Below are 24,956 nucleotides of genomic sequence, written 5' to 3'. Positions count from 1 at the left end.
GGTGTGTCTGAAGGCTAGAAAATGAAAAGCAAAACCATCCGCCGCTGGTCCTTCATCCACACCTGGACCAGCCTCGTCTGCACCGTATTCCTGCTGCTGCTCGCCCTCACCGGCCTGCCGTTGATCTTCCACCACGAGATCGACCACCTGCTGGGCAACGAACCCGAGCTGGCACAGATGCCCGCCGATACCCCACAGCTGAACCTCGAACAGCTTGTTGCCAAAGCCCAGGCCCATCGCCCCGGCGAAGCCATGCAATACCTGGCCTGGGACGAAGACGACAAGAACGGCGTGATCGCGATCATGGCCGCCACCGCCGGCACCGAACCCAATTCCTCCCACACCTTCATGCTCGACGCCCGCACCGGCGAGGCCGTGGAAACGCCTTCGGCCAACGGCGGGCTGACGATGTTCCTGCTGCGCCTGCACGTCGATATGTTCGCCGGGCTGCCGGGCAAGTTGCTGCTGGCGTTCATGGGCATTCTGTTTGTGCTGGCGATCATCTCCGGCACGGTGTTGTACCTGCCGTTCATGCGCCGGCTGAAATTCGCCACCGTGCGCCAGGACAAATCCACGCGCCTGCGCTGGCTCGACCTGCACAACTTGATCGGCGTGGTCACCCTGACCTGGGCGCTGGTAGTGGGCGTGACCGGCGTGATCAGCGCCTGCGCCGACCTGATCATCGCCGCGTGGCGCACCGACAGCCTCAGCGCAATGATCGAGCCTTACAAAAACGCCCCGCCGCTGACCCTGCGCGCCCCCGCCACCGACCTGCTGACGATTGCCGCCAAGGCCGCGCCCGGGATGGAGCCGGACTTTATCGCGTTCCCCGGCACGCGTTTCTCCAGCGAGCATCACTACGCGGTGTTCATGAAAGGCAGCACCCACCTGACTTCACACCTGCTGACGCCGGTATTGATCGACGCCAGCAACCTGCACGTCACCGCCATCGCCGAACGGCCGTGGTACATGGACGCCATGGGCATGTCCCAGCCGCTGCACTTCGGTGACTACGGCGGCATGCCGATGAAGATCCTGTGGGCGGTGCTGGATGTGCTGACCATCATCGTCCTGGGCAGTGGCGTGTACCTGTGGCTGGTGCGGCGCAAGGCGGCCAAGTCATGAAGCCGAGGCAATCGAGTTTCTGGAAGGTATTCGGCATTCCGCTGGCCATCGGGTTGTTGAGTGCTGCCGGATTGTTTGCGGCATTGCTGGGGGACGGCTTGTGGGATTCGCTGAGCTGGGTGGGGCTGGGCATTCCGGCCGCCATAGGTAGCTGGGCGTTGCTCAAGCGTTGAGATAGATTAGCGCTGCCCTTTTCCGAGGAATGCCCATGTCCACCCCCAGCATGACGTTGTTCCACAACCCTGCCTCGCCGTTTGTGCGCAAAGTACGGGTGTTGTTGCACGAGACCGGTCAACTGGACCGCGTGACCTTGCACGCCTGCGTGCCGACGCCTGTCAAGCCTGACGCCGACGTGATCCAGGACAACGCGCTGGGCAAGATCCCCGCCCTGCGCCTGGCCGACGGCAATGCGCTGCACGACAGCCGGGTGATCCTCGATTACCTCGACTACCAACACACCGGGACTCCACTGATCCCCCGTAACGGCCCGGCCCGCTGGCGGCGCCTGACCCTGGCCTCGACCGCCGACGGCATCATGGATGCCGCCGTACTGGTGCGTTATGAAACCGCCATGCGCCCCGAGGAAAAACATTGGGACCTGTGGCTGGAAGGCCAGCGCGACAAGATCCGCCGCGCCCTCGACATGCTCGAACAGGACGCCATCGCCGAACTGGCCGGGCCGTTTGACGTGGCCGCGATCAGCGTGGCGTGTGCACTGGCTTATCTGGACTTCCGCCACCCGGACATGCAGTGGCGGTCGAGCCATCCGAAGCTGGCGGCGTGGTATGCCGAGGTGAGTCAGCGGCCGTCGATGCTCCAGACCCAGCCACCGGCCTAACCTGCTGCAAGGGTTCTTTTGTGGTGAGGGAGCTTGCTCCCGCTGGAGTGCGAAGCGCTCCCAGGATTTTTGGGGCCGCTGCGCAGCCCAGCGGGAGCAAGCTCCCTCGCCACAAAAAGCTCCCGGGCCAAAGGGAACAGCGCGTTGATCCTCACCACTAACTGCGCGCCCTCTTGCTGATCTTCCCGCAACCCCAACGACCTACTCATTACCCACCTCTTTGCGTTTGCCCACGCCATACCAATCCAGCTTGCGGGTCAGCACCATCACCGTGCCCAGCAACCCGAACAGCAGCAGCGAGCCCATCAACAACGCGTAATCCTCGGCACTCAGCAACCCGTACAGCAAGCCATACAACGCCGCCAACCCTGCTGAAAACCCCAGGCCATGGGCGACACTGCGCAGCACATGGCAGACGTAAAACCCGATCAGCAACACACAGGCCGCCGCCGATATCAGGTAAGCCGGGCCAAACCCGATGTGCTCGGACAACGACAACAGCAGCAGGTAGAAAAACGCCAGGGCAAACCCCACCAGCGCGTACTGGATCGGGTGCACCGCCAGGCTCTTGAGCACCTCGAACAGGAAGAAACCGGCAAACGTCAGGGCAATGAACAGCAGCGCATATTTGATCGCCCGATCGCTCTTGAGGTACTGGTCCACCGGGTCGATAAAGCTTACGCCGAAGCTGCGGCTGTTGAAGTCGTCACAGCCGCGCTCGGCCAGGCAACCGCGCAGTGCTTCTTCCAGGTTGGTGGAAAAGAATGTGGTCTGCCAATTGGCGCTGAAGCCTTGGGCGGTAACCTCGCGCTGGGTCGGCAGGAAGTTGCCGATAAAGCTGGGGTGCGGCCAGTTGGACGCGAGCTTGACCTGGCTGGTCTTGCCCACCGGCACCACTTGCAACTGCTCGGTGCCTTGCAGGCGCAGGTCAAAGGCGAAGTCAAAAGGTGACGGATTCTGGCTGTCCTGCTCGGGCAGCATCACGTGCACACCCTCCCCCAGCCAAGCCACTTGAGTACCCGGGGAAAACGCCAGTTGCTGGCTGCCCAGCTCCAGCTTCAACGCATTTTCGATGCCGCGAATGTCGCTGATACCCACTGCCAGATACGCCGGGTCAAAGCGGTAATCGGCAAAGTTTTCCGTGATGCCCCACTGCTCCGGCAACACAAACCGCCCACTGATACGGCTGTCGGCGTGGAACAACCGCGCCTGGTAGATGCCCCGTGCGCGCACTTCGGTTTGCACCTGCCCGTCGAGGGCAAATTGCTCCGGCAGGAAATACAGATGACCACGCACCTCGCGGGTTTCTTCGTAGCGTTCGTTGAGCTTTTCATTGAGCTTCCACTCCCGGACGGTCTTGCGATAAGGCACCACCAGCACCGGGCCATTGAGGCGCTGGCTGTAGCTGGAACTGCGGGCGATATCCTGCAAGACGTCGTCACGCAGTTGCTGACGGTCGGTAATCACCCCGTGGATCATCAGCAACGGAATCAACAACAGCACGATCAGCAGCGCGATGGCGCCCAATTTGAAAAGCAGATTGCGGTTCATGAAGCTCTCCCTGTTTTGATGGGGGAGAGTCTGGCGGGCGCTTAAGGGGGATTTATGAAGGGAATGTGGAGACTGTGTGGAGATGCAGTTTTACCTGCACGCCGCCGGGCACGTTGCCGATCTGCAATGAGCCGCCGTGCAGCTTCATCACCTCTTCGACAAAATTCAGCCCAAGGCCGGTGCTCTTGCGCCCGCTGGCCGGGCGCGGCAGGGAATAGAAGCGCTCGCTCAGGCGCGGCAACGCATACTCGGGAATGGCGTCGGCCTGGTTGAACAGGGTGAATTCGATCCCGTCATCCAAGGCCTTGGCGCTGAACCGCAATGTGCCACCGGGCGGTGTGAAATCCAGTGCGTTTTCCAGCAGGTTACCCAGTGCCTGGCGCAGCAGGAACGGCTCGCCGTACACCTGCAGATCCGCGGCAATCGCCTGCTCGACCTGCAACCCGGCGCCTTCAATGCGCGCACATTGAGCCCTGAACACTTCGTCCACCAGCGCCGCCAACGACAGGCTGGCCTGGTCCTCAAGGCCCTGGCGCTGCTCCACCTGCGCCAGGTTCAGCAGGCGTTCGATCAACTGCTGCAAGCGCGCACTTTCACTGTCGATATTGCTCACGAAACGCTGCTGCTGGTCACGGGACATGTCGCCCTGCAACAGCTCCGCCGCACCACGAATCGCCGCCAGCGGGCTTTTCAATTCGTGGGTCAGGGTGTGCACATAACGTTCGACGTACGCCTTGCCTTCCAGCTGGGTGCGCATGTGTTCCACGGCGGTGGACAACTGCTCCAGTTCACCGCCGCGATAGTGCGGCAACTCGGCACGCCGGCCTTCACTCACCGCCTGGGCATACGCCGTCAGCCGGCGCAGTGCGACACTCAACCACCACGACAACAGCGCACCAAACAGCAAGCCCAGGGCGACCAGCCCGGCGCCGTACCACAGCAGCCGGTCTTCGGTGCGGTCCACATAGGGTTGCAGTGAACTGTTGGGCTTGGCCACAGTGACCACGCCGATGATCTGCCCGCTATCGCGGATCGGCGCGCCGACGTGCATCACCGATGAGGCAGGGTCGTCCAGTTCGCTGCGGGTCGAGCGCGCACCGTATTCGCCGCGCAGGGTCAGGTACACGTCGTTCCACTTCGAATAGTCCTCGCCCACCGCCTCGCCGCTGGAGTCCAGCAACACGATGCCCTTGGCGTCGGTGACGTAGATGCGGTGGTTGACCTGGTTTTTCGGCAGGCCCCAGATATTCGCGCCGGGCTGACGCTCACCGTAGGCCTTGAGCAGTTCGGGCCAGTGGCTCTGGCCGAGGGTGCCGTTCTTCACATCGTCGCGCAGGATTTCCGCCAGCAGGTTGGCGGTGTCCACCAGGGTTTCCTCGGTGGACTGGCGCACGCCGGGGCGGATTTCCTTCATCACGGTGCTGAGTACGAAGTAGCCTGTCAGGCCGATAAACAATGCGTACACCAGGAAGAACCGAATCCCCAGGCGCATCAGCTGTTGCCCGGGCTGTAGCTGTAGCCAAGGCCACGGTGGGTCTGGATGGGCTCCGCCTCGGGCGCAACCGCGCGCAATTTGCTGCGCACGCTTTTGATGTGGCTGTCGATATTGCGCTCGTAGCCTGCGTCCGCCGCCACGCCCACCGCATCCAGCAGTTGCTCGCGGCTGAACACGCGCTCGGGTTGCTCCAAAAGGCTGTGCAGCAGACGGAATTCATGGCGAGTGAGGCTCAGGGGCTGGCCGCGATAACTGATCTGCATGCGCTCCAGGTCCACCTGGAACACCGCCGGAGCAGCACCGGGGCCCACGCGCTTGAGAATGGCCCGTACCCGCGCTGCCACTTCCCGCGGGCTGAACGGCTTGACTACATAGTCGTCAGCGCCGATCTCAAGACCCACCACGCGGTCGATCTCACCGTCCCGGGCGCTGAGGAACATCACCGGTACTTCGCTGAAACGCCGCAGTTGCTTGCAGGTTTCGAAGCCGGTGATGTCCGGCAGGCCGATGTCGAGGATGACCAGGTCCGCCGGGGTTTGCCGCTGATGGGCCAGCGCCGCCTGGCCGAGGCTCAACCAGGTGGTGGTGAAGCCCTCGCCTTGCAGGGCGAAAATCAGCGTGTCGGCGATAGCCGCTTCGTCTTCGACAATCAGGATATGCGCCATGGTGTTCCGTCAGCAGTCCGGTTTGTCCGCAGTGTAACGGCGGGCCGGGTTTACCGCAGCGCCGAATTCACGCAGGGCCTTGGCGCCGATCAGCAGCGGGTAGTTGAAGCTGCTGCGGTCGGTGAGGTTGACCTCGACGGTGCGCTTGACGTTGCCCAGGCACATTTCCAGGTCGATCACCGGGCGCTTGGCCACGGTGGCTTCGTCCTTGTCGTCATCTTCGTCGGCGCGGCTCTTGATTTTGCTGATGCGCGACACCTTGTGCTCGTACACCTTGTTGGTGGCGTCCTTGCCGCCGAGGCGGAAGCGTACCCAGTCATCGCCATCACGGGTGAAGGTCTCGATGTCCCGGGCCGACAGCGAGGCGGTCAGCGCGCCGGTGTCCATCTTGGCCTTGAAGGTCTCACCGATTTCCGGCAGTTGGATGTATTCGTAGCGACCGTAAAGGGTCGGCTCAGCGGCCATGACAGGCAAGGCCACCAGCGTTAGCAGGGCAAGGATGGATTTCACGTAGGAGGTTTCCTTGGAATAAGTGGGCCAATTCTAGACTGCAAATTCACTGCTTAGTTAGATCACAGAGCATACCCAGCCCGCTGTGAAACATTCGTAAGCTTATTTGCGATTTGGTCTCCAGACCCAAGCTGCTTATCATGGCGGGCCAAAAATGATTCCAAGAGTTACTTATGCGCCGCCTGCTCACCGGCTGTTTCGTCACATTGCTGCTGTTGCTCAACACCCTGGTGCTGTTCGGGCCGCTGATGGTGTTTGCCCTGCTCAAGCTGGTGGCCCCCGGTCGCTTTCGTGACTATGCCTCCTGGGCCGTCATGTGGATCGCCGAAACCTGGGCCGAGATCGACAAGCTGATCTTCGCCCTGTGCATCCCTACCCAATGGGACATTCGCGGCGGCGGCGACCTGCGGGGTGACACTTCTTACCTGGTGATCAGCAACCATCAATCCTGGGTCGACATCCCCGCACTGATCCAGGCCCTCAACCGGCGCACGCCGTTCTTCAAGTTCTTCCTGAAAAAGGAACTGATCTGGGTACCCTTCCTGGGCCTGGCCTGGTGGGCACTCGATTACCCGTTCATGAAGCGCTACAGCAAGGCATTCCTGGCCAAACACCCGGAACTGGCAGGCCAGGACCTGAAAATCACCAAAGAGGCCTGCGAGTTGTTCAAGCGCCAGCCGGTCACCGTGGTGAATTACCTGGAAGGCACGCGGTTCACCCCGGCCAAGCGCAAACAGCAGGCTTCACCCTTCGAGCGCCTGCTCAAGCCCAAGGCGGGTGGCGTGGCGTTCGTGCTCGCGGCGTTGGGTGAACAGCTGGATGCGGTGCTCGACGTCACCGTGGTTTATCCACAGGAAAACATTCCGGGCTTCTGGGACTTGATCAGTGGTGCGGTGCCGAAGGTGATCGTGGATATCCGTACCCGAGAGCTGGATCCGGCGTTGTGGCAGGGGGATTACGAGAACGATCCGGCGTTTCGCCAGACCGTCCAGAACTGGGTCAACCAGCTCTGGATGGAGAAGGATGCGCGCATCGCCCAACTGCGCGCGGAGCGGCCTTAGCCGCCAGTGCCCCAGGCCGAAGCCAGTTTGCCCAGCACCGATTCGCTGGCGCCCTGGCCGCCCAGGTATTTCAGGATAACCGGCGCAAACTGGCCAACCATCCCACTGTCCATGCCCAGCGCGCTGAACGCGGTGTTCAGGTCGTTGGTGTTCTTCACGTTACCCAACACGCCGTCCAGGCCCGAGGTCTTGCTGCCGCCGCTCTGGCCGAGCATGCCGCTCAGGGCGCCGAGGCTGCCCAGGGAGTTGCTGCCGGAGAGCTTGTCCAGGCCCGGTACGCTTTTGGTCAGTTGCGAGTAATCACCGCCGCCCAATTTATTCTTGGCCAGGCCCAGCATTGCGCCGGTACCACCAACGGCCTGCTCAGGGGTCACGTTCAATTGCGAGGTCAGTGCCTGCAGCAGACCAGCGGTCTGTGAAGTGGGTGCAGCCGCTGCTGCCTTGTCGCCACCTTGTGCACCGGACACGGCATTGGCCACGTCGCCGAGGCTGAAACCTGCCGCAAATACCGGGCTGGCAGCCACGGTCAACAGGCAGGACAGGGCAAAACCGCGTGAAATCTTCATCAAGACAACCTCTGAAAGTAAGCGCAAAAAGCAGGAGTTTGACTGGGTACGCCGAAGGATTGTTCCCTCCCTGCAGATTAGTTCAGAAAACCACTGCATCCGATGCGCCTTGCGCTGCGTATATCCACCACGAGCCGCACGGAGGTAGATGGAATGAATGCCCAAGCTGGACTAACCTCAGCCTGCCCTCTTTACCGTGCGCCGTCCCATCGCCCTGTTGCAAGCGCCTGGAGAAGCCCTATTTCGACCCACGATGCAGATCAGCTACGGCAATTGCTGGCCCAGTGTTCACTGGGTAATCGCCAGGCGTTCGAAACGCTCTATCGCAGCGTTTCCCCGCGTTTGCATGGTGTTGCCTTGCGTTTCATGGGTCGCAAGGATCTGGCCGAGGAGGTGTTGCAGGAAAGCTTCGTGCGCATCTGGTACAACGCCTCACGCTATGAGGCCCATCTGTCGGCGCCCATGACCTGGATGGTCAATATCACCCGCAACCTGGCGATCGACCAGTTGCGCAAACACCGCGAACAACCCTTGAACGAAGGCCAGGAGGACGCCACGGCCGACGAAAGCCCCAGCGCCCATGAACAGCTCGACAGCGAGCGTGAAGCCCTCGCCCTGAACCGCTGCCTCGACAGCCTCGAAGGCATGCAGCGCCAGTCGATCACCGTGGCCTACTTCCAGGGCCTGTCGTGCTCGGAATTGGCCGAACATCTGGCCGCGCCGCTGGGCTCGGTCAAATCCTGGATTCGCCGCGGCATGGAACGCTTGCGCAGGTGCCTTGAATCATGAACTACCAGACCACCGCCCTGCGCCGCGCCCTGGCGGCTGACTACGCCATCGGGCTGATGCCTGCCACCGCCCGCCGGCGCTTTGAAGCGCTGCTGCGGGATGACGCGGCGCTGCGCGTCGAACTCGGGCACTGGCAGGATGCCCTCGCCAGCCTCACCGGGCCGCTGCCTGAACGGCCGGTGCCGGACCACGTATGGGAAGGGATCAAGGCGCGCATTGAGCCGCAAGTGCTGCATATGCCGGCGAAGAAACCGTTCTGGATGAACCTGCGCTTGCTGGTAGCGGCGTGCGGGGTGGTGATCGCGGTATTGGTGGGTGTGTTGTACCAGCGCGATCTTGGGGTGGAGTACAACGCCACGCTGGTGGCGGCTGATCAGCAGCCGGCGCTGAAGATCCAGGCCTACGCGGATCACCTGCAAGTGGAACCGCTGACCCTGGCGGCCGTGGAGCCGGCCCGCGCGTTGGAACTGTGGGCAATCCCGGCGGGCGGCAAACCCATCTCCCTGGGGTTGTTGCCGGTGTCGGGTAACGGCCGAATCCAGTTGAGCAAAGAACACCAGGCGCTGCTGACGGCGCCGCTGACCCTGGCAGTGAGCCTTGAGCCTCAGGGGGGCTCGCCGACCGGACAACCCACCGGGCCGGTGCTGTATCAGGGCCAATTGGCATCACTCTGATCCGAGGCTCAATACGACGGATGAGGAACCGATCGCCGTTAACTGGGTCCATGAAAGACTACAAAACATGTCAGGAAGAGCCTAATGACTGCGATCAACCCCCAAGTGATTGAGCACAAGCCTTCATTCTGGAACCGCCCACGCCTGTTCATCGGCGCGTGTTTGGTGGTAGTCGCCGGCGTCGGCGGCGCCCTCTACACCCAGGACAGCGTCAAGGCTGCCGCATTGCTGGTGAACACCACCCAGCAACCGGCCACGCAAATCGTGGCCCACAAGGATTACCTCGAAGTGCAGCCGATTGCCGCCACCGCACCGGCTCCGGATCAAAGCCTGGAACTGTGGGCCGTCCCGGTTGACGGCACGCCAGTGTCGCTGGGCCTGCTGCCGGAAGACGGCAAAGGCATTATCGGCATCAACCCTCGCCAGCAGGAGTCAATCAGTAAACCGGTGACACTGATGGTCAGTTCGGAAACCAAGGGCGGCTCGGTGAGCAAGCAGCCGACGGGGCCAACGGTGTATCAGGGGGCTTTGGCGATTCGCTGATTCTCCCACCCAACCGCAGATGCAAAAAAGGCGACCCTGAGGTCGCCTTTTTATTTGCCCGCGATTTAAGCCGCGCTGAACAACTTGTGCGGATCAATCACAAACTTCTTCGGCACGCCCGCATCGAACTCACCGTACCCGCGTGGCGCGTCATCCAGGCTGATGACTTCCACACCGACGATGTCGGCAATGTTGATACGGTCCCACATGATCGCCTGCATCAGTTGGCGGTTGTACTTCATCACAGGGGTTTGCCCGGTGTGGAAGCTGTGGGACTTGGCCCAGCCCAGGCCGAAACGAATGCTCAGGCTGCCCATTTTTGCAGCGGCATCCACGGCACCCGGGTCTTCTGTCACGTACAGGCCCGGAATACCGATTTTGCCAGCCACCCGCACCACGCCCATCAACGAGTTGAGCACGGTGGCCGGAGCCTCTGCCTTGGCCCCTTCATGACCATGGCCACGCGCTTCGAAACCCACGGCATCGACGGCGCAATCCACTTCCGGCTCGCCCAGCAACGCAGCGATCTGTTCGTGCAGCGGGGTGTCTTTCGACAGGTCGGCAATTTCAAAACCCTGGGCCTTGGCGTGGGCCAGGCGGATCGGGTTGACGTCACCGATGATCACCACCGCAGCGCCCAGCAGGCGAGCGGAAGCGGCAGCCGCCAGGCCTACCGGACCGGCACCGGCGATGTAGACCGTGCTGCCCGGGCCAACGCCCGCAGTGACTGCGCCGTGGTAGCCGGTGGGCAGGATGTCGGAGAGGCAAGTCAGGTCGCGGATCTTCTCCATGGCCTTGTCGCGATCCGGCAGTTTCAGCAGGTTGAAGTCGGCGTAAGGCACCAGCACGTATTCGGCCTGGCCGCCGGTCCAGTCGCCCATGTCGACATAGCCGTAGGCGCCACCGGCACGGGCCGGGTTGACGGTCAGGCACACGCCAGTGTGCTGCTCCTTGCAGGAACGGCAACGGCCACATGCGACGTTGAACGGCACCGACACCAGGTCGCCGATCTTCAGGTTCTCGACGTCGCTGCCCTTCTCGATCACTTCGCCGGTGATTTCGTGGCCCAGGACCAGGCCGGTCTGGGCAGTGGTGCGGCCGCGCACCATGTGTTGGTCGGAGCCGCAGATGTTGGTGGAGACCACGCGCAGGATGACGCCGTGCTCAATCTTCCTGCCACGGGGGTCCTGCATTTTGGGATAGTCGATTTTCTGTACTTCGACCTTGCCGTTGCCGAGATACACGACACCACGATTACCAGACATGCTTTCACCTCGCTGTTGTTTTTATGGAACCGCGTTGCCCAGGCAGGCAGCGCGTTTAAGTGCTCGGGTACAGATGCTGTTTTTGCGTTGTTAGTAAGGGCCTCTTCGCGAGCAAGCCCGCTCCCACAGTTGACCGAGTCCTACCTTTGAAATGCGGTCGAGTGTGGGAGCGGGCTTGCTCGCGAAGGCGTCCATCAGAGCACCACTGTCCGATTGGCGTTCAAAAACACCCGCCGCTCAATGTGATACCCCACGGCCCGGGCCAGGGTCAGGCCTTCGATATCCCGTCCCTTGGCAATCAAATCTTCCGGATAGTGACTGTGGTCCACCACCTCCACGCCCTGGGCGATGATCGGGCCTTCGTCCAAATCGTTATTGATGTAATGCGCAGTAGCGCCCACCAGTTTCACCCCCTTGTTGTAGGCCTGGTGATACGGCTTGGCGCCCTTGAAACCGGGCAGCAGGGAGTGGTGGATGTTGATGGCCTTACCATCGAGCTTGCGGCACAGCTCCGGCGACAGCACTTGCATGTAGCGCGCAAGGATCACCAGCTCGGCGCCGGATTCCTCGATCACCTGCCACACCTGGCGCTCTTGCGACGGCTTGTCGTTGGGGTCCAGGGGAAAGTGGTAATAGGGAATCTGGTGCCAGTCGGCCAGGGGCTTGAGGTCCGGGTGGTTGGAGACTACGGCGACCACGTCCATCGACAGTTGGCCGATGCGCTGGCGGTAGAGCAAATCGTTGAGGCAGTGATCGGCCTTGGAGACCATGATCACCACTTTCGGCCGGTAGTTCGGCGCGGTCAGTTCGAAGATCATGCCGAAGGCTTCGCCACGGGTGGCCAGGCCATCGCGGAAGGCTTGTTCGTCGAAACCATCGGGCTGGCGGAACTCCACGCGGATGAAGAACCGGCCCGAGAGCCGGTCATCGAAGGAGTGGTGCTCAGTGACGTAGCAGCCCTGCTCGAACAGGTAGCGAGTGACCGCGTCCACCGTGCCGAGCACGCTGGGGCAGTCGGCGGTCAAAATCCATGTATCGGGTACGCGGCTCATTATTCGTGACTCCTTGATCGTTCCCACGCTCTGCGTGGGAACGCCGCAATGGACGCTCTGCGTCCGCTCTTGGGACGCGGAGCGTCCCGGGATGCATTCCCACGCGGAGCGTGGGAACGATCAGGCCTGGACGCTTAAACCATACTCAGCCGCCGCATCCTGCAACCACAGCCACCAGTAATCCGAGAAGCTGCGACGAATCACCAGCTCCCAGGTGTCTTCAGCAGTATGGCGAATCACCAATTGCGACTTGGCAAACACCGTGCCCACCGCCTTGCCCACCGGGAAGCTGTTGGGGTGCACGTCGTAGCTGGTGGACTTCATCAGTACATCGCGCACGTTCGGGCCGCTGAGTTCGAGAATCTGCTGGCCGCCGCTGACGTTGACGACCTGGATATGCAAATCACCCAGCGCCTCACGCAAACTTTGCTCGGCGGCGAATTCCTCACCGCCTGGCACTACCAGCAACCACTCATCCGGACCGAGCCATTGCAGGCTGGTCTCGCCCTTGACGATGACTTGCAGGGCACCGGGCAATTCGATACCCAAGGCTTTGTGCACACCGGCGGCGAAGGCTGCGTCATGGCCATCGCCACGAATGGTCAGGTGGCCCAGCAGTTTCTTTTCACGCACGGTCACGCCGGCATTCTTGCGGCCCTTGCCTACCAGGCTGGCGAGGTCGGCATGGTGCAGCGACGACTCGGCCTTGGCTCCGGAGGTGGGGCGTTGTTGGTAAACATTGGCTGCTGTCATAAAGCACCTGTGTTGAATTTGATCGTTCCCACGCTCTGCGTGGGAATGCCGCCATGGACGCTCTGCGTCCGCTCTTTGGGCGCAGAGCGCCCCGGGATGCATTCCCACGCGGAGCGTGGGAACGATCAGGTGTCAGATGTTCTGACGATCGCCTTTAGGATCAAAGAACACCGAAGAAACAATCTCCGCCTCGATCACGCTGCCATCCGCCAGCGGTGCAAACACCCGCTCGCCGATGCGCTTCAAGCCGCCCTTCACCACGCCCATGGCAAACGAATAACCGAGGGAGTTGTGGGCATAACTGGAGGTGACGTGGCCGACCATCTTCATCGGGATCGTCTGCTTGGCGTCGAACACCAACTGCGCGCCTTCCGGCAGCCACACGTTCGGGTCGATCGGCTTGAGTCCGACAAGCTGCTTGCGGTCTTCACGCACGCAATCCTCGCGATTCATCCCGCGCCAGCCGAGCCACGAGAACGGTTTGGTACGGCCTACACACCAGCCCATGTTCAGGTCGTCCGGGGTCATCGAGCCGTCGGTATCCTGGCCGACGATGATGAAACCCTTCTCGGCCCGCAGCACGTGCATGGTTTCGGTGCCATAAGGCGTCAGGTTGTACTTCTTGCCGGCCTCGACGATTTTCTCGAGCACGCCCATGGCGTAGTCGGCCTGCACGTTGACTTCGTACGACAGCTCACCGGTAAACGAAATCCGGAACACCCGCGCCGGCACGCCGCCAACCAGGCCTTCTTTCCAGGTCATGAACGGGAAGCCGTCCTTGTCCAGGTCGATGTCGGTGACTTCGCTCAGCAGTTTGCGGCTGTTGGGGCCGGACAAGGTCATGGTTGCCCAGTGGTCGGTGACCGAGGTGAAGTACACCTTGAGGTCCGGCCATTCGGTCTGCTGGTAGATTTCCAGCCACTGGAGTACGCGTGCTGCGCCGCCGGTGGTGGTGGTCATCAGGAAGTGGTTGTCGGCGAGGCAGGCAGTCACGCCGTCGTCGAAGACCATGCCGTCTTCCTTGCACATCAGGCCGTAGCGGGCCTTGCCCACGTCGAGCTTGGTCCAGGCGTTGCTGTAGATGCGGTTGAGGAACTCGCGGGCATCCGGGCCCTGGATGTCGATCTTGCCGAGGGTGGACGCGTCCAGCAGGCCGACGCTGTCACGCACGGCCAGGCATTCGCGCTTCACTGCGGCGTGCAGGTCTTCACCGTTGCGCGGGAAATACCATGGGCGTTTCCACTGGCCGACGTCCTCAAACTCGGCGCCGTTTTTCACGTGCCAGGCTTGCAGCGCGGTGTAGCGCACCGGCTCGAAGATGTGCCCACAGTGGCGGCCTGCTACCGCGCCGAAGGTTACCGGCGTGTAGTTGGGACGGAACATGGTAGTGCCCATCTGCGGGATGGTCACATTCAGCGAACGGGCCGCGATGGCCAGGCCGTTGACGTTGCCGAGCTTGCCCTGGTCAGTGCCGAAGCCCAGTGCGGTGTAGCGCTTGACGTGCTCCACCGACTCGAAACCCTCGCGGGTGGCGAGTTCGATGGCGGCTGCGGTGACGTCGTTCTGCAGGTCGACAAATTGCTTCGGCGCCCGTGCGGTAGCTTTCTCGTGAGGCACCTGGAACAGCGCCAGGGTCGGTTCTTCCAGACGGCTCAAGGCTTTTGGCAGCGTACCTTCCACCGGCGCAAACCCGGCTTCGCTGGCAGCGCGCACGCCACCTTCAAAACCGTCGGCCAGGGAATCGCCGAGGCCGTAGACGCCATTGATGCCACCGACGCACACGCGTTTCTGCGGTGCTTCGCCCGGTACAAAACCGAGGATGTCTTCACGCCAGGTCGGCTTGCCGCCCAGGTGCGAGGCCAGGTGGACCACCGGGCTGTAGCCGCCGGAACTGGCGACCAGGTCGCAGTCCAGCCATTCGCCGGGGCTGGTGACTTTGTGGGCTTTCACATCAATGGCCGCAACGCGGGCGCCAGTGACGTGCTTGCTGCCACGGGCCTCGATCACGGCGCTGCCGGTGAGGATGCGAATGCCTTTGGCACGCGCCTCTTCAACCAGCGCGCCACGTGGGTTGTGGCGGGCATCGGCTACGGCGACAACGCTGAGGCCGGCGTCGAACCAGTCCAGCGCCACGCGGTAGGCGTGATCGTTGTTGGTGGACAGCACCAGCTTCTTGCCCGGTGCCACGCCGTAGCGACGCACGTAAGTGGAGACCGCTCCCGCCAGCATGTTGCCCGGTACGTCGTTGTTGCCGTACACCAGCGGACGCTCGCACGCACCAGTGGCCAACACCACGCGCTTGGCGCGAACCCGGTGGATACGCTGACGCACCTGGCCGATCGGCGCACGGTCACCGAGGTGGTCGGTGAGGCGTTCGTGAATGGTCAGGAAGTTATGGTCGTGGTAACCGTTGACGGTGGCGCGAGGCAGCAGCACCACGTCCGGCAGGGCCTTGAGTTCAGCAATCACACTGGCAACCCACTCGGCCGCAGGCTTGCCATCGAGGCTTTCGCGGGAGTCCAGCAAGGAGCCGCCGAACTCTTCCTGCTCGTCCGCGATGATCACCCGGGCGCCACTGCGGGCGGCGGCCAACGCAGCCGCCAGGCCGGCAGGGCCCGCGCCCACAATCAGCACGTCGCAATGACGGTTCATGTAGTCGTAGGTGTCCGGATCGTTCTCGGTCGGCGAGCGGCCAAGACCGGCTGCCTTACGAATGTACTTCTCGTAAGTCATCCAGAACGATTGCGGGTACATGAAGGTTTTGTAGTAGAAACCCGGCGGCATCAGCTTGCCGCCGACCTTGCCGAGAATGCCCATCATGTCGTTGTTCACGCTCGGCCAGCCGTTGGTGCTGGTGGCGACCAAACCCTGGTACAGCGCCTGTTGCGTGGCGCGCACGTTGGGGATTTGCGTGGCTTCGGTGGCGCCAATCTGCAGCACCGCGTTCGGCTCTTCGGCACCGGCGGCGAAGATGCCGCGCGGGCGGGAATACTTGAAGCTGCGACCGATGATGTCGACGCCGTTGGCCAGCAATGCAGCGGCCAATGTGTCGCCCTCAAAGCCTTTGTAGCTCTGGCCGTTGAAGGTGAAGCTCAGGGCTTTGTTGCGGTCGATCCGGCCACCGTTGGACAGGCGATTGATCTGGCTCATACCTTCTCTCCAGAAGCCTTGGCGGTGAATTGCGGCTTGGTGCCTATCTTGTAGGTTTCAAGAATTTCGTAGGTCACGGTGTCGCGGGTCGCGTTGAAATACTGGCGGCAACCGGCAGCGTGAATCCACAGTTCGTGGTGCAGGCCGCGCGGGTTGTCGCGGAAGAACATGTAGTCGCCCCACTCCTCGTCGGTGCAGGTGTTCGGGTCCAGTGGGCGCGGGATGTGCGCTTGGCCGGAGGCGTGGAATTCCTCTTCGGAGCGCAGTTCGCCACAGTGAGGACAGAAGATATGCAACATCGGGAATTTCTCCTGTTAGTGGGCGACGGCCGCGGCGCCGTGTTCGTCGATCAGCGCACCGTTGTGGAAACGGTCGATGGAGAAAGGAGCGGCCAACGGGTGCATTTCACCCTTGGCGAGGCTGGCGGCAAATACGTTGCCTGAGCCTGGAGTCGCTTTAAAACCACCGGTGCCCCAACCGCAGTTGAAGAACATGTTCGGGACCGGGGTCTTGGAGATGATCGGGCAGGCATCCGGCGTGGTGTCGACGATGCCGCCCCACTGGCGGTTCATGCGCACGCGGGACAGCACCGGGAACATCTCGACGATGGCCTGGATGGTGTGCTCGATCACCGGGTACGAGCCGCGCTGGCCATAGCCGTTGTAGCCGTCGATACCGGCGCCGATCACCAGGTCGCCCTTGTCGGACTGGCTGATGTAACCGTGCACGGCGTTGGACATGATCACGCTGTCGATAATCGGTTTGATCGGCTCCGACACCAGTGCTTGCAGCGGGTGGGATTCGATCGGCAGGCGGAAGCCCGCGAGCGAAGCCATGTGGCCGGAGTTACCCGCCGTCACCACGCCGACGCGCTTGGCACCGATGAAGCCTTTGTTGGTTTCCACGCCGATGCACACACCGTTTTCCTTGCGGAAACCGATCACTTCGGTCTGCTGGATCAGGTCCACGCCCAGTGCGTCAGCGGCGCGGGCAAAGCCCCAGGCCACGGCATCGTGACGGGCCACGCCGCCGCGCCGTTGCACAGTGGCGCCCATGACCGGGTAGCGAGTGTTCTTGGAGCAGTCGAGGTACGGGATCTCGTCGGCCACTTGTTTGGCGTTAAGCAGCTCGCCGTCCACGCCGTTGAGGCGGTTGGCGCTGACGCGACGCTCGGAGTCACGGATGTCCTGCAGGGTGTGGCACAGGTTGTAGACGCCACGCTGGGAGAACATCACGTTGTAGTTCAAATCCTGGGACAAACCTTCCCAGAGTTTCATCGCGTGTTCGTACAGGTGCGCCGACTCGTCCCACAGGTAGTTGGACCGCACGATGGTGGTGTTGCGCGCGGTGTTACCGCCGCCCAGCCAGCCTTTCTCGACCACCGCCACGTTGGTGATGCCGTGCTCCTTGGCCAGGTAGTAAGCCGTCGCCAGACCATGCCCGCCGCCGCCGACGATGACCACGTCGTAGACCTTTTTCGGGGTGGGCGTGCGCCACATCTTCTGCCAGTTTTCGTGGTGGCTGAGTGAGTGCTTGAAGAGGCCGAAGCCCGAGTAGCGTTGCATAGTCATTACTCCAAAACCGCGCTCAGCGATAAACCGGGAAATCAGCGCACAGGGCGGCCACATGCTTGGCGACGTTGGCCTCCACATCGGCGTCGCCGAGGTTGTCGAGGATGTCGCAGATCCAGCCGGCCAACTCCAGGCATTGGGTCACTTTGAAGCCGCGTGTGGTCACCGCCGGCGTGCCGATACGCAGGCCCGAGGTCACGAAGGGCGACTGCGGGTCGTTGGGCACGGCGTTCTTGTTGACGGTGATGTGAGCGCGACCGAGGGCGGCGTCCGCGTCTTTGCCGGTGAGGCCCTGACGGATCAGGCTGACCAGGAACAGGTGGTTATCGGTGCCGCCGGACACTACATCGTAGCCGCGTTTGATAAACACGCCGGCCATGGCCTGGGCGTTGTCGATCACTTGCTGTTGATAGGCCTTGAAACCTGGTTCCTGGGCTTCCTTGAAGCACACCGCCTTGCCGGCGATCACGTGCATCAGCGGGCCGCCCTGGGCGCCCGGGAATACCGCAGAGTTGAGTTTCTTTTCAATTTCTTCGTTGGACTTGGCCAGGATCAACCCGCCACGTGGACCGCGCAGGGTCTTGTGGGTGGTGGTGGTGACCACATCGGCGTAGGGCAGCGGGTTCGGGTACAGACCGGCGGCCACCAGGCCGGCGACGTGGGCCATGTCGACGAACAGCAGCGCACCGACCTTGTCGGCGATCTGGCGAAAGCGCGGGAAATCCAGGGTCTTGGAGTAGGCGGAGAAACCGGCCACGACCATCTTCGGCTTGTGCTCCACCGCCAGGCGCTCGACCTCGTCGTAGTCGATCAGCCCGGTGTTGGTGTCGATGCCGTATTGCACCGCGTTGTACAGCTTGCCCGAGGACGACACTTTGGCGCCGTGGGTCAGGTGGCCGCCGTGGGCCAGGCTCATGCCGAGGATGGTGTCGCCGGCGTTCAACAGCGCCAGGTACACCGCACTGTTGGCGGACGAACCGGAGTGCGGCTGCACGTTGGCATAGTCGGCGCCGAACAGCTGCTTGGCACGCTCGATGGCGAGCACTTCGACCTTGTCCACGTGTTCGCAGCCGCCGTAGTAACGCTTGCCCGGGTATCCTTCGGCGTACTTGTTGGTGAGGCCGCTGCCCTGGGCTTCCATGACACGCTTGCTGGTGTAGTTCTCTGACGCGATCAGCTCGATATGATCTTCCTGGCGCTGCTCCTCGGCATTCATGGCCGCCAGCAGTGCATCGTCATAACCCTGGATCTGGTCTTGCTTGCTGAACATCGCGTCTCTCCCAGCGGCGGCGGTGCGCCAATCGTATTGTTGGGGCCGCCGCACGACGGAGGGGCCCTTTGATGCGATGGTAGGGCTGGCGCAGAGAGGTCAAATGCCTATGGACGCCACGCAAAGGTGCGTTTACGACATGGCCCCCGGCATTTGTAGGAGCGAGCTTGCTCGCGAAAAACCTGAGGGCGCCGCGCGCATCCAGACAGCCCTCGTAATCGTTGACGTTTTTCGCGAGCAAGCTCGCTCCTACAAGGGGTTAGGCGATGATCTTTCGAAGGAGTAGCAGCAGCAGGAAATGCGCAGGATAAAGCGCATACGCCCAGCGCCGCATGGCCGGTGGCGATACCTGCCCGGCATGTCGCAACAAGACCAATCCGGCCAGCGGCGCAATCAGGCATGTCGCCAATCCCAGCATCGCCACCAGCGTGCCGCTATTGAGCAGGATCTGCCATTGATTGGCAGCCAGGCACACCACACCCGGCAGCACGCTGAAGTACCACGGCCGGCGAAACACCAGCAGCATCGCCAACGGCAGTAGTACGCCAAAGAAACCGAACATCAGCTGCGCCGAGAAAAACCCCGCCAAAACCAGCGCGATCAACGCCAATCCTCGATCAATAACCGTCTTCTGCTGCCATCCCCGGGCAACCAGCAAACCCAGCGCCAGGGTCGGCAGTACGTTCAGCGTATCGGCGTCGTCGATGAACATCCGGTACGACACCTCACTGATCACACTGAACAGCATCAACCAGCCCAGATAGCGCCACTGCCCCGTCACCGGCGCGTCCTTGACCCGATGCAGATTCGCTGCGATCGCCAGGCAAAACCACGGGAACGCCAGGCGCCCCGGCACATACAGCCCGTCCAGGCTCAAACCGACATACCGCAGGTGGTCCAGCACCATACTCAGCAGCGCCAGCCACTTGAGCAGGTCCAGGGCGCCATCGCGGACGCGGCTTACAGGAACGCTTTCAGAACCGTGCATAATTCCCCAATGACTTTGCATTAACAGTGCGTGCGCCCGCCCGACAATCTTGGGTAAAGTGCGCACCAACATCGACCACAGGACTGGGCCATGACCGACAAGAGCCAACAATTCGCCAGCGACAACTATTCCGGCATCTGCCCGGAAGCCTGGGCCGCCATGGAACTCGCCAACCAGGGCCATCAACGCGCCTATGGCGATGATGAATGGACCCACCGCGCCGCCGACGGTTTCCGCAAACTGTTCGAAACCGACTGCGAAGTGTTCTTCGCCTTCAACGGTACCGCAGCCAACTCCCTGGCGCTGTCCTCCTTGTGCCAGAGCTACCATAGCGTGATCTGTTCGGAAACCGCCCACGTCGAAACCGACGAATGCGGCGCGCCGGAGTTTTTCTCCAACGGTTCCAAGCTGCTCACCGCCCGCACCGAGAACGGCAAGCTGACCCCGGAGTCGATCCGCGAGATCGCCCTCAAGCGCCAGGACATTCACTACCCGAAACCCCGCGTCGTGACCCTGACCCAGGCCACCGAAGTCGGCAGCGTCTACACCCCGGAAGAAATCCGCGCCATCAGCGTCACCTGCAAGGAACTTGGGTTGAACCTGCACATGGACGGCGCACGCTTCTCCAACGCCTGCGCATTCCTCGGCTGCTCGCCGGCCGACCTGACCTGGAAAGCCGGGGTCGACGTGCTGTGCTTTGGTGGCACCAAGAACGGCATGGCCGTGGGTGAAGCGATCCTGTTCTTCAACCACAAGCTGGCCGAAGACTTCGACTACCGCTGCAAACAAGCCGGGCAGCTTGCCTCAAAGATGCGCTTCCTCTCCGCCCCGTGGGTGGGCCTGCTGGAAAACGACGCCTGGCTCAAACACGCCCGCCACGCCAACCACTGCGCACAATTGCTCAGCAGCCTGGTGGCGGATATTCCGGGTGTGGAGTTGATGTTCCCGGTACAGGCCAACGGCGTGTTCCTGCAACTCTCGGAACCGGCAATTGCCGCGCTGACGGCCAAGGGCTGGCGCTTCTACACCTTCATCGGTAAAGGCGGCGCGCGGTTCATGTGCGCGTGGGATACCGAGGAAGAGCGTGTAAGAGAATTAGCCGCAGATATTCGGGAAGTGATGAGCGCCTGAAGTAGGCATCAGCCCCTCAGATAATGGCGAAAGGCCGAGACTGTTTTTTGATATTTCTGACAGCAACCAACTTCGTTTTCATTGACTAGCCTCTTGGAACCCGGAAGGAAAAGGCCGCCTTTCGGGACTAACCGCCAGCCGAATAATCGGCCGGAAACGGAAATCCAGCAGAGGGCAATACCATGGAAGCGCAACGCTACGGAAACAACTTGCTAGGCGAAGGCACTATCAGCACCACCGTCATCGACTGGGACGAATTCAGAAAATCCGCGAAAATCGGTGACACCATCAGCGAACCGACGAGGACATTGCGGATCACTGACAAGGTCTATGAACTGACAGCATCCGGCCAGCACTTCGTCGTGCATATCTATGCCCAATAACCTCTAACTGATCGTTCCCACGCTCTGCGTGGGAATGCAGCCCGTGACGCTCCGCGTCACACAGCGGGACGGGACGCGGAGCGTCCAAGGAGGTATTCCCACGCGGAGCGTGGGAACGATCATTAGAACTCGATGCGCACATCACCCTTCGGCACGCTGCAGCACGACAGGATGTAACCCTCGGCTTCGTCTTCCTCGGTGATCCCGCCGTTGTGGTCCATCTCGACCTCCCCGCCCAGCTTCAGCACCTTGCACGTCCCACAGATCCCCATGCCGCAAGCTTTCGGAATCAGCAGGCCAAGCTTGGCCGCCGCTGCGTGCACGGTCTCGCCCGGTGCCACGCGGATGCTCTTGCCAGAGGCAATGAATTCCACCTGATGCAGGTCCGCCAGGTCGATTTCCGGCGCATCCGCCGCTTGTTCGGCTTGCTCCACCGCGTCGGCCCGGGCTTCCGGTGGCGTCGCGCCGAAGGATTCTTCGTGATAACGCGCCATGTCGAAGCCGGCGGCTTCCAGCAGGCGCTTTACCGCGTTCATGTAAGGCGTCGGGCCGCAACAGAAGACTTCCCGCTCCAGGAAGTCCGGCACCATCAGTTCGAGCATCTTGTGGTTGAGGTAACCGCGATAACCGGCCCAGGGTTCACCCAGGCCGTGTTTCTCGCAAATCAGGTGCAGGCTGAAGTTATCAATCCGCGACGCCATATGCTCCAGCTCGCGGTGGTAAATGATGTCCTTTGGCGAGCGGGCGCTGTGGATAAACGTCATGTCGACGTTGGCGTTGGTGTCGTAGAACCAGCGCGCCATGGACATCACCGGGGTAATACCGACACCACCACTGAGGTACAGCACTTTCGGGCTCGGGAAGTCGATGGCATTGAACAGCCCCACCGGCCCGTGCACCGCCAGCTCCTGGCCTTCGTGCAGCGTGTCATGCAACCAGTTGGACACCTTGCCGCCCGGCACGCGCTTGATGGTCACCGAAAAGCTGTAAGGCACCGACGGCGAACTTGAAATAGTGTACGAACGCATGATCGGCTGGCCGTCGATTTCCAGCTCCAGGGTGACGAACTGCCCGGGCTTGAAAAAGAACAGGATCGGCTGGTCGGCCATAAAGCAGAAGGTGCGCACGTCCCAGGTTTCCTGGATGACTTTGACGCAACGGACGATGTGCCGACCATTGGCCCAGGTCTGGGTTGTTACCGGGTTCAGGAAGCTGTTGGACATGCTGTTCTCCATAGCCGTGTGATCGGCCTTATGGTGGCGATTCTGCGTAACGCGCGAATCACCCATTTACCTATCTGCGACATTCACATACTTATCGCGACCAGCCCCCATACCACGGGGGTTGCGCGTCGGGAACAGAGTGGGCCATGTCGTTCATGGATAAGGTTCTGGCCGTTGTGGGGCCCACACTCGCTCCCAACAAAGACGCTTTCTTTACGCCTTGCTGCAAAACCTAGCCACTATTCGCCGGCCACACAGAATGGCCATGAGGACACACACGATGGACGTCACCGCAACCTTAAGCTTGGGCGATCCGCTGGAACCCGCACGCAAGGCCACTGCGCAAATGCTGCAAGAACGCGAGCGGACCTTTTCGCTGCCGCAGCCGTTTTACTCTGATGAACGGCTGTTCGATATCGACATGCAGGAAATTTTCCAGAAAGAGTGGTTGATCGCCGGCATGACCTGCGAGATCCCCGCCAAGGGCAACTACATCACCCTGCAAGTGGGCAAGAACCCGATCATCGTGATCCGTGGCGCCGATGGTGTGGTGCACGCATTCCATAACGTGTGCCGCCACCGCGGTTCGCGCTTGTGCACCAGCGACAAGGGCAAGGTCGCCAAGCTGGTGTGCCATTACCACCAGTGGACGTATGAACTGGACGGCCGCCTGCTGTTCGCCGGTACCGAAATGGGCGCCGACTTCGACATGAAGCAATACGGCCTCAAGCCGGTGAATGTGAAGACCGCCGGTGGCTACATCTTTATCAGCCTGTCGGAGAACCCGCCGGCCATCGACGACTTCCTGTCGACCTTGAGCCACTACATGGAACCCTACGACATGGAGAACACCAAGGTGGCGATCCAGACCACCTTGTTTGAAAAAGCCAACTGGAAGCTGGTGCTGGAAAACAACCGCGAGTGCTACCACTGCAACGCGTCGCACCCGGAACTGTTGAAAACCCTGCTGGAATGGGACGACGTCACCGACCCGCGGGCCGACCAGGCCTTCAAGGACCACGTAGCCGCCTCCGCCGCCGCCTGGGATGCCGAAAAGATCCCTTACGCCCACGCCAGCTTCGGCCTGCGTAACCGCATCGTGCGCATGCCGCTGCTCAAGGGCACCGTGTCGATGACCCTCGACGGCAAGCAAGGCTGCAACAAGCTGATGGGCCGCATCAAGAACCCGGACCTGGGCTCGATGCGCATCCTGCACTTGCCGCACTCGTGGAACCACTGCATGGGCGACCACATCATCGTGTTCACCGTGTGGCCGATCAGTGCCCAGGAAACCATGGTCACCACCAAGTGGATCGTGCACAAGGACGCCGTGGAGGGTGTGGACTACGACGTCGAGCGCATGCGCAAAGTGTGGGACGCCACCAACGACCAGGACCGTCGCCTGGCCGAAGAGAACCAGCGCGGCATCAACTCCACCGCGTACCAGCCAGGGCCGTACTCCAAGACTTATGAGTTTGGTGTGGTGAACTTTGTGGACTGGTACAGCGAGCGGATGCTGAGCAACCTGGGGGCGGCGCCAGCGCCGTATCTGAAAGGCGTCGCCGTACACGAGTAACCGGCTGACACGCCGCCGATCAAAATGTGGGAGCCGGGCTTGCCCGGCCCCCACACTGGTTTGTGACTGTACAAAATTCATCCAACACCGTGACAGACCGCTGCCCGCCTTACTTCCAGCCATTGCCCAACAACTTATCCACAAAGCCACCCACAGCAATTGTGGGCAACTGCGCTTTCCCGTCGAAATAAAACCAAGAAAATCCGTGACTTATTCAAAGGCACCGGTTTTATCCCAAATTGATCATTTTTTGACCTAAAGCCTGAAAGCCACGTCCTGCATGGGCTACAGAGGAACGCAAACACCTTATCCACAGAAGCGCCAACAGACTTTGGGGGCAACTTTGGGCCATCTGTGGAAAACCGGCTTAAACCGAGGAAAATCGCGGCTTTGAAAGCAAAAACCAGCCGGAATAGCGATATTGGTTACATTTTAATCAACGCACTGTAAGCCACGCGTTATATGGCCTACAGCGGATAGCGAACATCTTATCCACAGAAGCACCAACAGACTTTGGGGGCAAGTCTGTCCCGGGCATTTTCCTTATCCACAGAAAAACCCAAGGAAAAACCGCCAGTTAGGTTGGTTATTTTTCGTACAGAGAGCTGGAGGGCTTGATTTGCATGGGGTGTGGACAGCCGCGAACAGGTTATCCACAGGTGGGTTAACAGGGATTGTGGGTAAAGCCACAATCGCCGCAAAACAGTGTGGGAGCGGGCTTGCTCGCGAAAGCGGCGGATCAGTCGGTACATGAGTTACCTGACACACCGCCTTCGC

The 24,956-nt window shown here is 61.5% G+C and carries 24 protein-coding genes and 1 pseudogene; 10 read left to right on the top strand and 15 right to left on the bottom strand.

Features of this window, described 5'->3' with window-relative positions; genetic code table 11:
* Nucleotides 1-21: 21 nt before the first annotated feature.
* The 3 genes from HX817_RS22800 to HX817_RS22790 are packed head-to-tail and all read left to right on the top strand — an operon-like array spanning nt 22 to nt 1,963.
* Nucleotides 22-1,125 carry a PepSY domain-containing protein gene (locus tag HX817_RS22800; RefSeq protein ID WP_003209218.1) on the top strand — a complete coding sequence of 368 codons (1,104 nt, stop codon included), beginning with the start codon at nt 22-24 and terminating at the stop codon, nt 1,123-1,125.
* Nucleotides 1,122-1,298 (top strand): hypothetical protein, encoded by a 177-nt coding sequence (locus tag HX817_RS22795; protein WP_003209216.1) that lies wholly within the window; start codon nt 1,122-1,124, stop codon nt 1,296-1,298. The genes HX817_RS22800 and HX817_RS22795 overlap by 4 nt, the downstream gene beginning before the upstream one ends.
* 35 nt (nt 1,299-1,333) lie before the next feature.
* Nucleotides 1,334-1,963 carry a glutathione S-transferase gene (locus tag HX817_RS22790; RefSeq protein WP_008434349.1) on the top strand — a complete coding sequence of 210 codons (630 nt, stop codon included), beginning with the start codon at nt 1,334-1,336 and terminating at the stop codon, nt 1,961-1,963.
* Between the two features lie 201 nt (nt 1,964-2,164).
* On the opposite strand, the gene creD is transcribed toward HX817_RS22790, so the two are convergent.
* Genes creD through HX817_RS22770 form a run of 4 tightly spaced genes read right to left on the bottom strand, consistent with a single transcriptional unit; the run spans nt 2,165 to nt 6,184 of the window.
* A complete protein-coding gene (gene creD / locus HX817_RS22785) occupies nt 2,165-3,514 on the bottom strand; it encodes a cell envelope integrity protein CreD (protein WP_177041257.1) in 1,350 nt (449 codons plus the stop codon).
* A gap of 52 nt (nt 3,515-3,566) precedes the next feature.
* Nucleotides 3,567-5,006 (bottom strand): two-component system sensor histidine kinase CreC, encoded by a 1,440-nt coding sequence (creC, locus tag HX817_RS22780; RefSeq protein ID WP_177041255.1) that lies wholly within the window; start codon nt 5,004-5,006, stop codon nt 3,567-3,569.
* Nucleotides 5,006-5,674, bottom strand: a complete 669-nt coding sequence (creB, locus tag HX817_RS22775; protein ID WP_003209207.1) for a two-component system response regulator CreB — start codon at nt 5,672-5,674, stop codon at nt 5,006-5,008. The genes creC and creB overlap by 1 nt, the downstream gene beginning before the upstream one ends.
* A gap of 9 nt (nt 5,675-5,683) precedes the next feature.
* Nucleotides 5,684-6,184 carry an ATP-dependent zinc protease gene (locus HX817_RS22770; protein ID WP_003209205.1) on the bottom strand — a complete coding sequence of 167 codons (501 nt, stop codon included), beginning with the start codon at nt 6,182-6,184 and terminating at the stop codon, nt 5,684-5,686.
* 173 nt (nt 6,185-6,357) lie between these two features.
* On the opposite strand from HX817_RS22770, the gene HX817_RS22765 reads away from it, so the two are divergent.
* A complete protein-coding gene (locus HX817_RS22765) occupies nt 6,358-7,245 on the top strand; it encodes an acyltransferase (RefSeq protein WP_003209204.1) in 888 nt (295 codons plus the stop codon).
* Here the strand turns inward: HX817_RS22765 and HX817_RS22760 are convergent.
* Nucleotides 7,242-7,811, bottom strand: coding sequence for a DUF2780 domain-containing protein (locus HX817_RS22760; protein WP_003209203.1), 570 nt, complete (start codon nt 7,809-7,811; stop codon nt 7,242-7,244). The two genes, HX817_RS22765 and HX817_RS22760, sit on opposite strands and share 4 nt — an antisense overlap.
* A gap of 153 nt (nt 7,812-7,964) precedes the next feature.
* Here HX817_RS22760 and HX817_RS22755 point away from each other — a divergent pair, with 153 nt between their 5' ends.
* The 3 genes from HX817_RS22755 to HX817_RS22745 all read left to right on the top strand — a co-directional run bounded on the left by HX817_RS22755 (nt 7,965) and on the right by HX817_RS22745 (nt 9,817).
* Nucleotides 7,965-8,600 (top strand): sigma-70 family RNA polymerase sigma factor, encoded by a 636-nt coding sequence (locus tag HX817_RS22755; RefSeq protein ID WP_173882993.1) that lies wholly within the window; start codon nt 7,965-7,967, stop codon nt 8,598-8,600.
* The gene (locus HX817_RS22750) at nt 8,597-9,274 is read left to right on the top strand and encodes an anti-sigma factor domain-containing protein (RefSeq protein ID WP_087694755.1); all 678 of its coding nucleotides are present in this window, start codon (nt 8,597-8,599) and stop codon (nt 9,272-9,274) included. Before HX817_RS22755 ends, HX817_RS22750 begins: the two co-directional genes overlap by 4 nt.
* An 84-nt stretch (nt 9,275-9,358) precedes the next feature.
* A complete protein-coding gene (locus HX817_RS22745) occupies nt 9,359-9,817 on the top strand; it encodes an anti-sigma factor domain-containing protein (RefSeq protein WP_177041253.1) in 459 nt (152 codons plus the stop codon).
* A gap of 65 nt (nt 9,818-9,882) precedes the next feature.
* On the opposite strand, the gene fdhA is transcribed toward HX817_RS22745, so the two are convergent.
* The 9 genes and pseudogenes from fdhA to HX817_RS22705 all read right to left on the bottom strand — a co-directional run bounded on the left by fdhA (nt 9,883) and on the right by HX817_RS22705 (nt 19,866).
* Nucleotides 9,883-11,082: a formaldehyde dehydrogenase, glutathione-independent gene (gene fdhA / locus HX817_RS22740; RefSeq protein WP_003209194.1), complete on the bottom strand. Its 1,200-nt coding sequence runs from the start codon at nt 11,080-11,082 to the stop codon at nt 9,883-9,885.
* A 194-nt stretch (nt 11,083-11,276) separates the two neighbouring features.
* Nucleotides 11,277-12,134, bottom strand: coding sequence for a formyltetrahydrofolate deformylase (gene purU / locus HX817_RS22735; RefSeq protein ID WP_003209192.1), 858 nt, complete (start codon nt 12,132-12,134; stop codon nt 11,277-11,279).
* Between the two features lie 120 nt (nt 12,135-12,254).
* A complete protein-coding gene (locus HX817_RS22730) occupies nt 12,255-12,887 on the bottom strand; it encodes a sarcosine oxidase subunit gamma (RefSeq protein WP_008434339.1) in 633 nt (210 codons plus the stop codon).
* A gap of 132 nt (nt 12,888-13,019) precedes the next feature.
* Nucleotides 13,020-16,037 (bottom strand): sarcosine oxidase subunit alpha, encoded by a 3,018-nt coding sequence (locus HX817_RS22725; RefSeq protein WP_177041251.1) that lies wholly within the window; start codon nt 16,035-16,037, stop codon nt 13,020-13,022.
* On the bottom strand, nt 16,034-16,336 hold the full coding sequence (locus HX817_RS22720) for a sarcosine oxidase subunit delta (protein ID WP_003209187.1): 303 nt from the start codon (nt 16,334-16,336) through the stop codon (nt 16,034-16,036). Before HX817_RS22720 ends, HX817_RS22725 begins: the two co-directional genes overlap by 4 nt.
* A 15-nt stretch (nt 16,337-16,351) precedes the next feature.
* The gene (locus HX817_RS22715) at nt 16,352-17,602 is read right to left on the bottom strand and encodes a sarcosine oxidase subunit beta (RefSeq protein ID WP_003209185.1); all 1,251 of its coding nucleotides are present in this window, start codon (nt 17,600-17,602) and stop codon (nt 16,352-16,354) included.
* 22 nt (nt 17,603-17,624) lie between these two features.
* Nucleotides 17,625-18,878: a serine hydroxymethyltransferase gene (gene glyA / locus HX817_RS22710; protein ID WP_177041250.1), complete on the bottom strand. Its 1,254-nt coding sequence runs from the start codon at nt 18,876-18,878 to the stop codon at nt 17,625-17,627.
* Nucleotides 18,879-19,032: 154 nt separating this feature from the next.
* A pseudogene (locus HX817_RS31425) lies at nt 19,033-19,119 on the bottom strand (outer membrane lipoprotein carrier protein LolA); the annotation flags it as partial.
* An 18-nt stretch (nt 19,120-19,137) separates the two neighbouring features.
* Complete coding sequence (locus HX817_RS22705) at nt 19,138-19,866, bottom strand: TraX family protein (RefSeq protein WP_177041248.1); 729 nt, start codon at nt 19,864-19,866, stop codon at nt 19,138-19,140.
* A gap of 90 nt (nt 19,867-19,956) precedes the next feature.
* Here HX817_RS22705 and HX817_RS22700 point away from each other — a divergent pair, with 90 nt between their 5' ends.
* Nucleotides 19,957-20,997 (top strand): low specificity L-threonine aldolase, encoded by a 1,041-nt coding sequence (locus HX817_RS22700; protein ID WP_010167499.1) that lies wholly within the window; start codon nt 19,957-19,959, stop codon nt 20,995-20,997.
* 182 nt (nt 20,998-21,179) lie between these two features.
* Nucleotides 21,180-21,380 (top strand): hypothetical protein, encoded by a 201-nt coding sequence (locus HX817_RS22695; RefSeq protein ID WP_003209176.1) that lies wholly within the window; start codon nt 21,180-21,182, stop codon nt 21,378-21,380.
* Between the two features lie 122 nt (nt 21,381-21,502).
* On the opposite strand, the gene gbcB is transcribed toward HX817_RS22695, so the two are convergent.
* Nucleotides 21,503-22,603, bottom strand: a complete 1,101-nt coding sequence (gene gbcB, locus HX817_RS22690; protein WP_003216947.1) for a glycine-betaine demethylase subunit GbcB — start codon at nt 22,601-22,603, stop codon at nt 21,503-21,505.
* 280 nt (nt 22,604-22,883) lie between these two features.
* Between gbcB and gbcA the strand changes: the two genes are divergently transcribed.
* Entirely contained in the window at nt 22,884-24,179 is a 1,296-nt protein-coding gene (gbcA, locus tag HX817_RS22685; protein ID WP_003216945.1) for a glycine-betaine demethylase subunit GbcA, read from the top strand.
* Nucleotides 24,180-24,956 lie beyond the last annotated feature (777 nt).

The sequence above is a fragment of the Pseudomonas sp. C6002 genome (assembly GCF_013385805.1).
GTDB lineage: Bacteria > Pseudomonadota > Gammaproteobacteria > Pseudomonadales > Pseudomonadaceae > Aquipseudomonas.
The sequence above is the reverse complement of the archived record's forward strand: the minus strand, read 5'-3'. Positions and strand labels throughout refer to the sequence as shown.

Coding starts and splice junctions, on each gene's coding strand:
- HX817_RS22800 (WP_003209218.1), top strand. CDS start 22: ATGAAAAGCAAAACCATCCGCCGCTGGTCCTTCATCCACACCTGGACC.
- HX817_RS22795 (WP_003209216.1), top strand. CDS start 1,122: ATGAAGCCGAGGCAATCGAGTTTCTGGAAGGTATTCGGCATTCCGCTG.
- HX817_RS22790 (WP_008434349.1), top strand. CDS start 1,334: ATGTCCACCCCCAGCATGACGTTGTTCCACAACCCTGCCTCGCCGTTT.
- creD (WP_177041257.1), bottom strand. CDS start 3,514: ATGAACCGCAATCTGCTTTTCAAATTGGGCGCCATCGCGCTGCTGATC.
- creC (WP_177041255.1), bottom strand. CDS start 5,006: ATGCGCCTGGGGATTCGGTTCTTCCTGGTGTACGCATTGTTTATCGGC.
- creB (WP_003209207.1), bottom strand. CDS start 5,674: ATGGCGCATATCCTGATTGTCGAAGACGAAGCGGCTATCGCCGACACG.
- HX817_RS22765 (WP_003209204.1), top strand. CDS start 6,358: ATGCGCCGCCTGCTCACCGGCTGTTTCGTCACATTGCTGCTGTTGCTC.
- HX817_RS22760 (WP_003209203.1), bottom strand. CDS start 7,811: ATGAAGATTTCACGCGGTTTTGCCCTGTCCTGCCTGTTGACCGTGGCT.
- HX817_RS22755 (WP_173882993.1), top strand. CDS start 7,965: ATGAATGCCCAAGCTGGACTAACCTCAGCCTGCCCTCTTTACCGTGCG.
- HX817_RS22750 (WP_087694755.1), top strand. CDS start 8,597: ATGAACTACCAGACCACCGCCCTGCGCCGCGCCCTGGCGGCTGACTAC.
- HX817_RS22745 (WP_177041253.1), top strand. CDS start 9,359: ATGACTGCGATCAACCCCCAAGTGATTGAGCACAAGCCTTCATTCTGG.
- fdhA (WP_003209194.1), bottom strand. CDS start 11,082: ATGTCTGGTAATCGTGGTGTCGTGTATCTCGGCAACGGCAAGGTCGAA.
- purU (WP_003209192.1), bottom strand. CDS start 12,134: ATGAGCCGCGTACCCGATACATGGATTTTGACCGCCGACTGCCCCAGC.
- HX817_RS22730 (WP_008434339.1), bottom strand. CDS start 12,887: ATGACAGCAGCCAATGTTTACCAACAACGCCCCACCTCCGGAGCCAAG.
- HX817_RS22725 (WP_177041251.1), bottom strand. CDS start 16,037: ATGAGCCAGATCAATCGCCTGTCCAACGGTGGCCGGATCGACCGCAAC.
- HX817_RS22720 (WP_003209187.1), bottom strand. CDS start 16,336: ATGTTGCATATCTTCTGTCCTCACTGTGGCGAACTGCGCTCCGAAGAG.
- HX817_RS22715 (WP_003209185.1), bottom strand. CDS start 17,602: ATGCAACGCTACTCGGGCTTCGGCCTCTTCAAGCACTCACTCAGCCAC.
- glyA (WP_177041250.1), bottom strand. CDS start 18,878: ATGTTCAGCAAGCAAGACCAGATCCAGGGTTATGACGATGCACTGCTG.
- HX817_RS22705 (WP_177041248.1), bottom strand. CDS start 19,866: ATGCACGGTTCTGAAAGCGTTCCTGTAAGCCGCGTCCGCGATGGCGCC.
- HX817_RS22700 (WP_010167499.1), top strand. CDS start 19,957: ATGACCGACAAGAGCCAACAATTCGCCAGCGACAACTATTCCGGCATC.
- HX817_RS22695 (WP_003209176.1), top strand. CDS start 21,180: ATGGAAGCGCAACGCTACGGAAACAACTTGCTAGGCGAAGGCACTATC.
- gbcB (WP_003216947.1), bottom strand. CDS start 22,603: ATGTCCAACAGCTTCCTGAACCCGGTAACAACCCAGACCTGGGCCAAT.
- gbcA (WP_003216945.1), top strand. CDS start 22,884: ATGGACGTCACCGCAACCTTAAGCTTGGGCGATCCGCTGGAACCCGCA.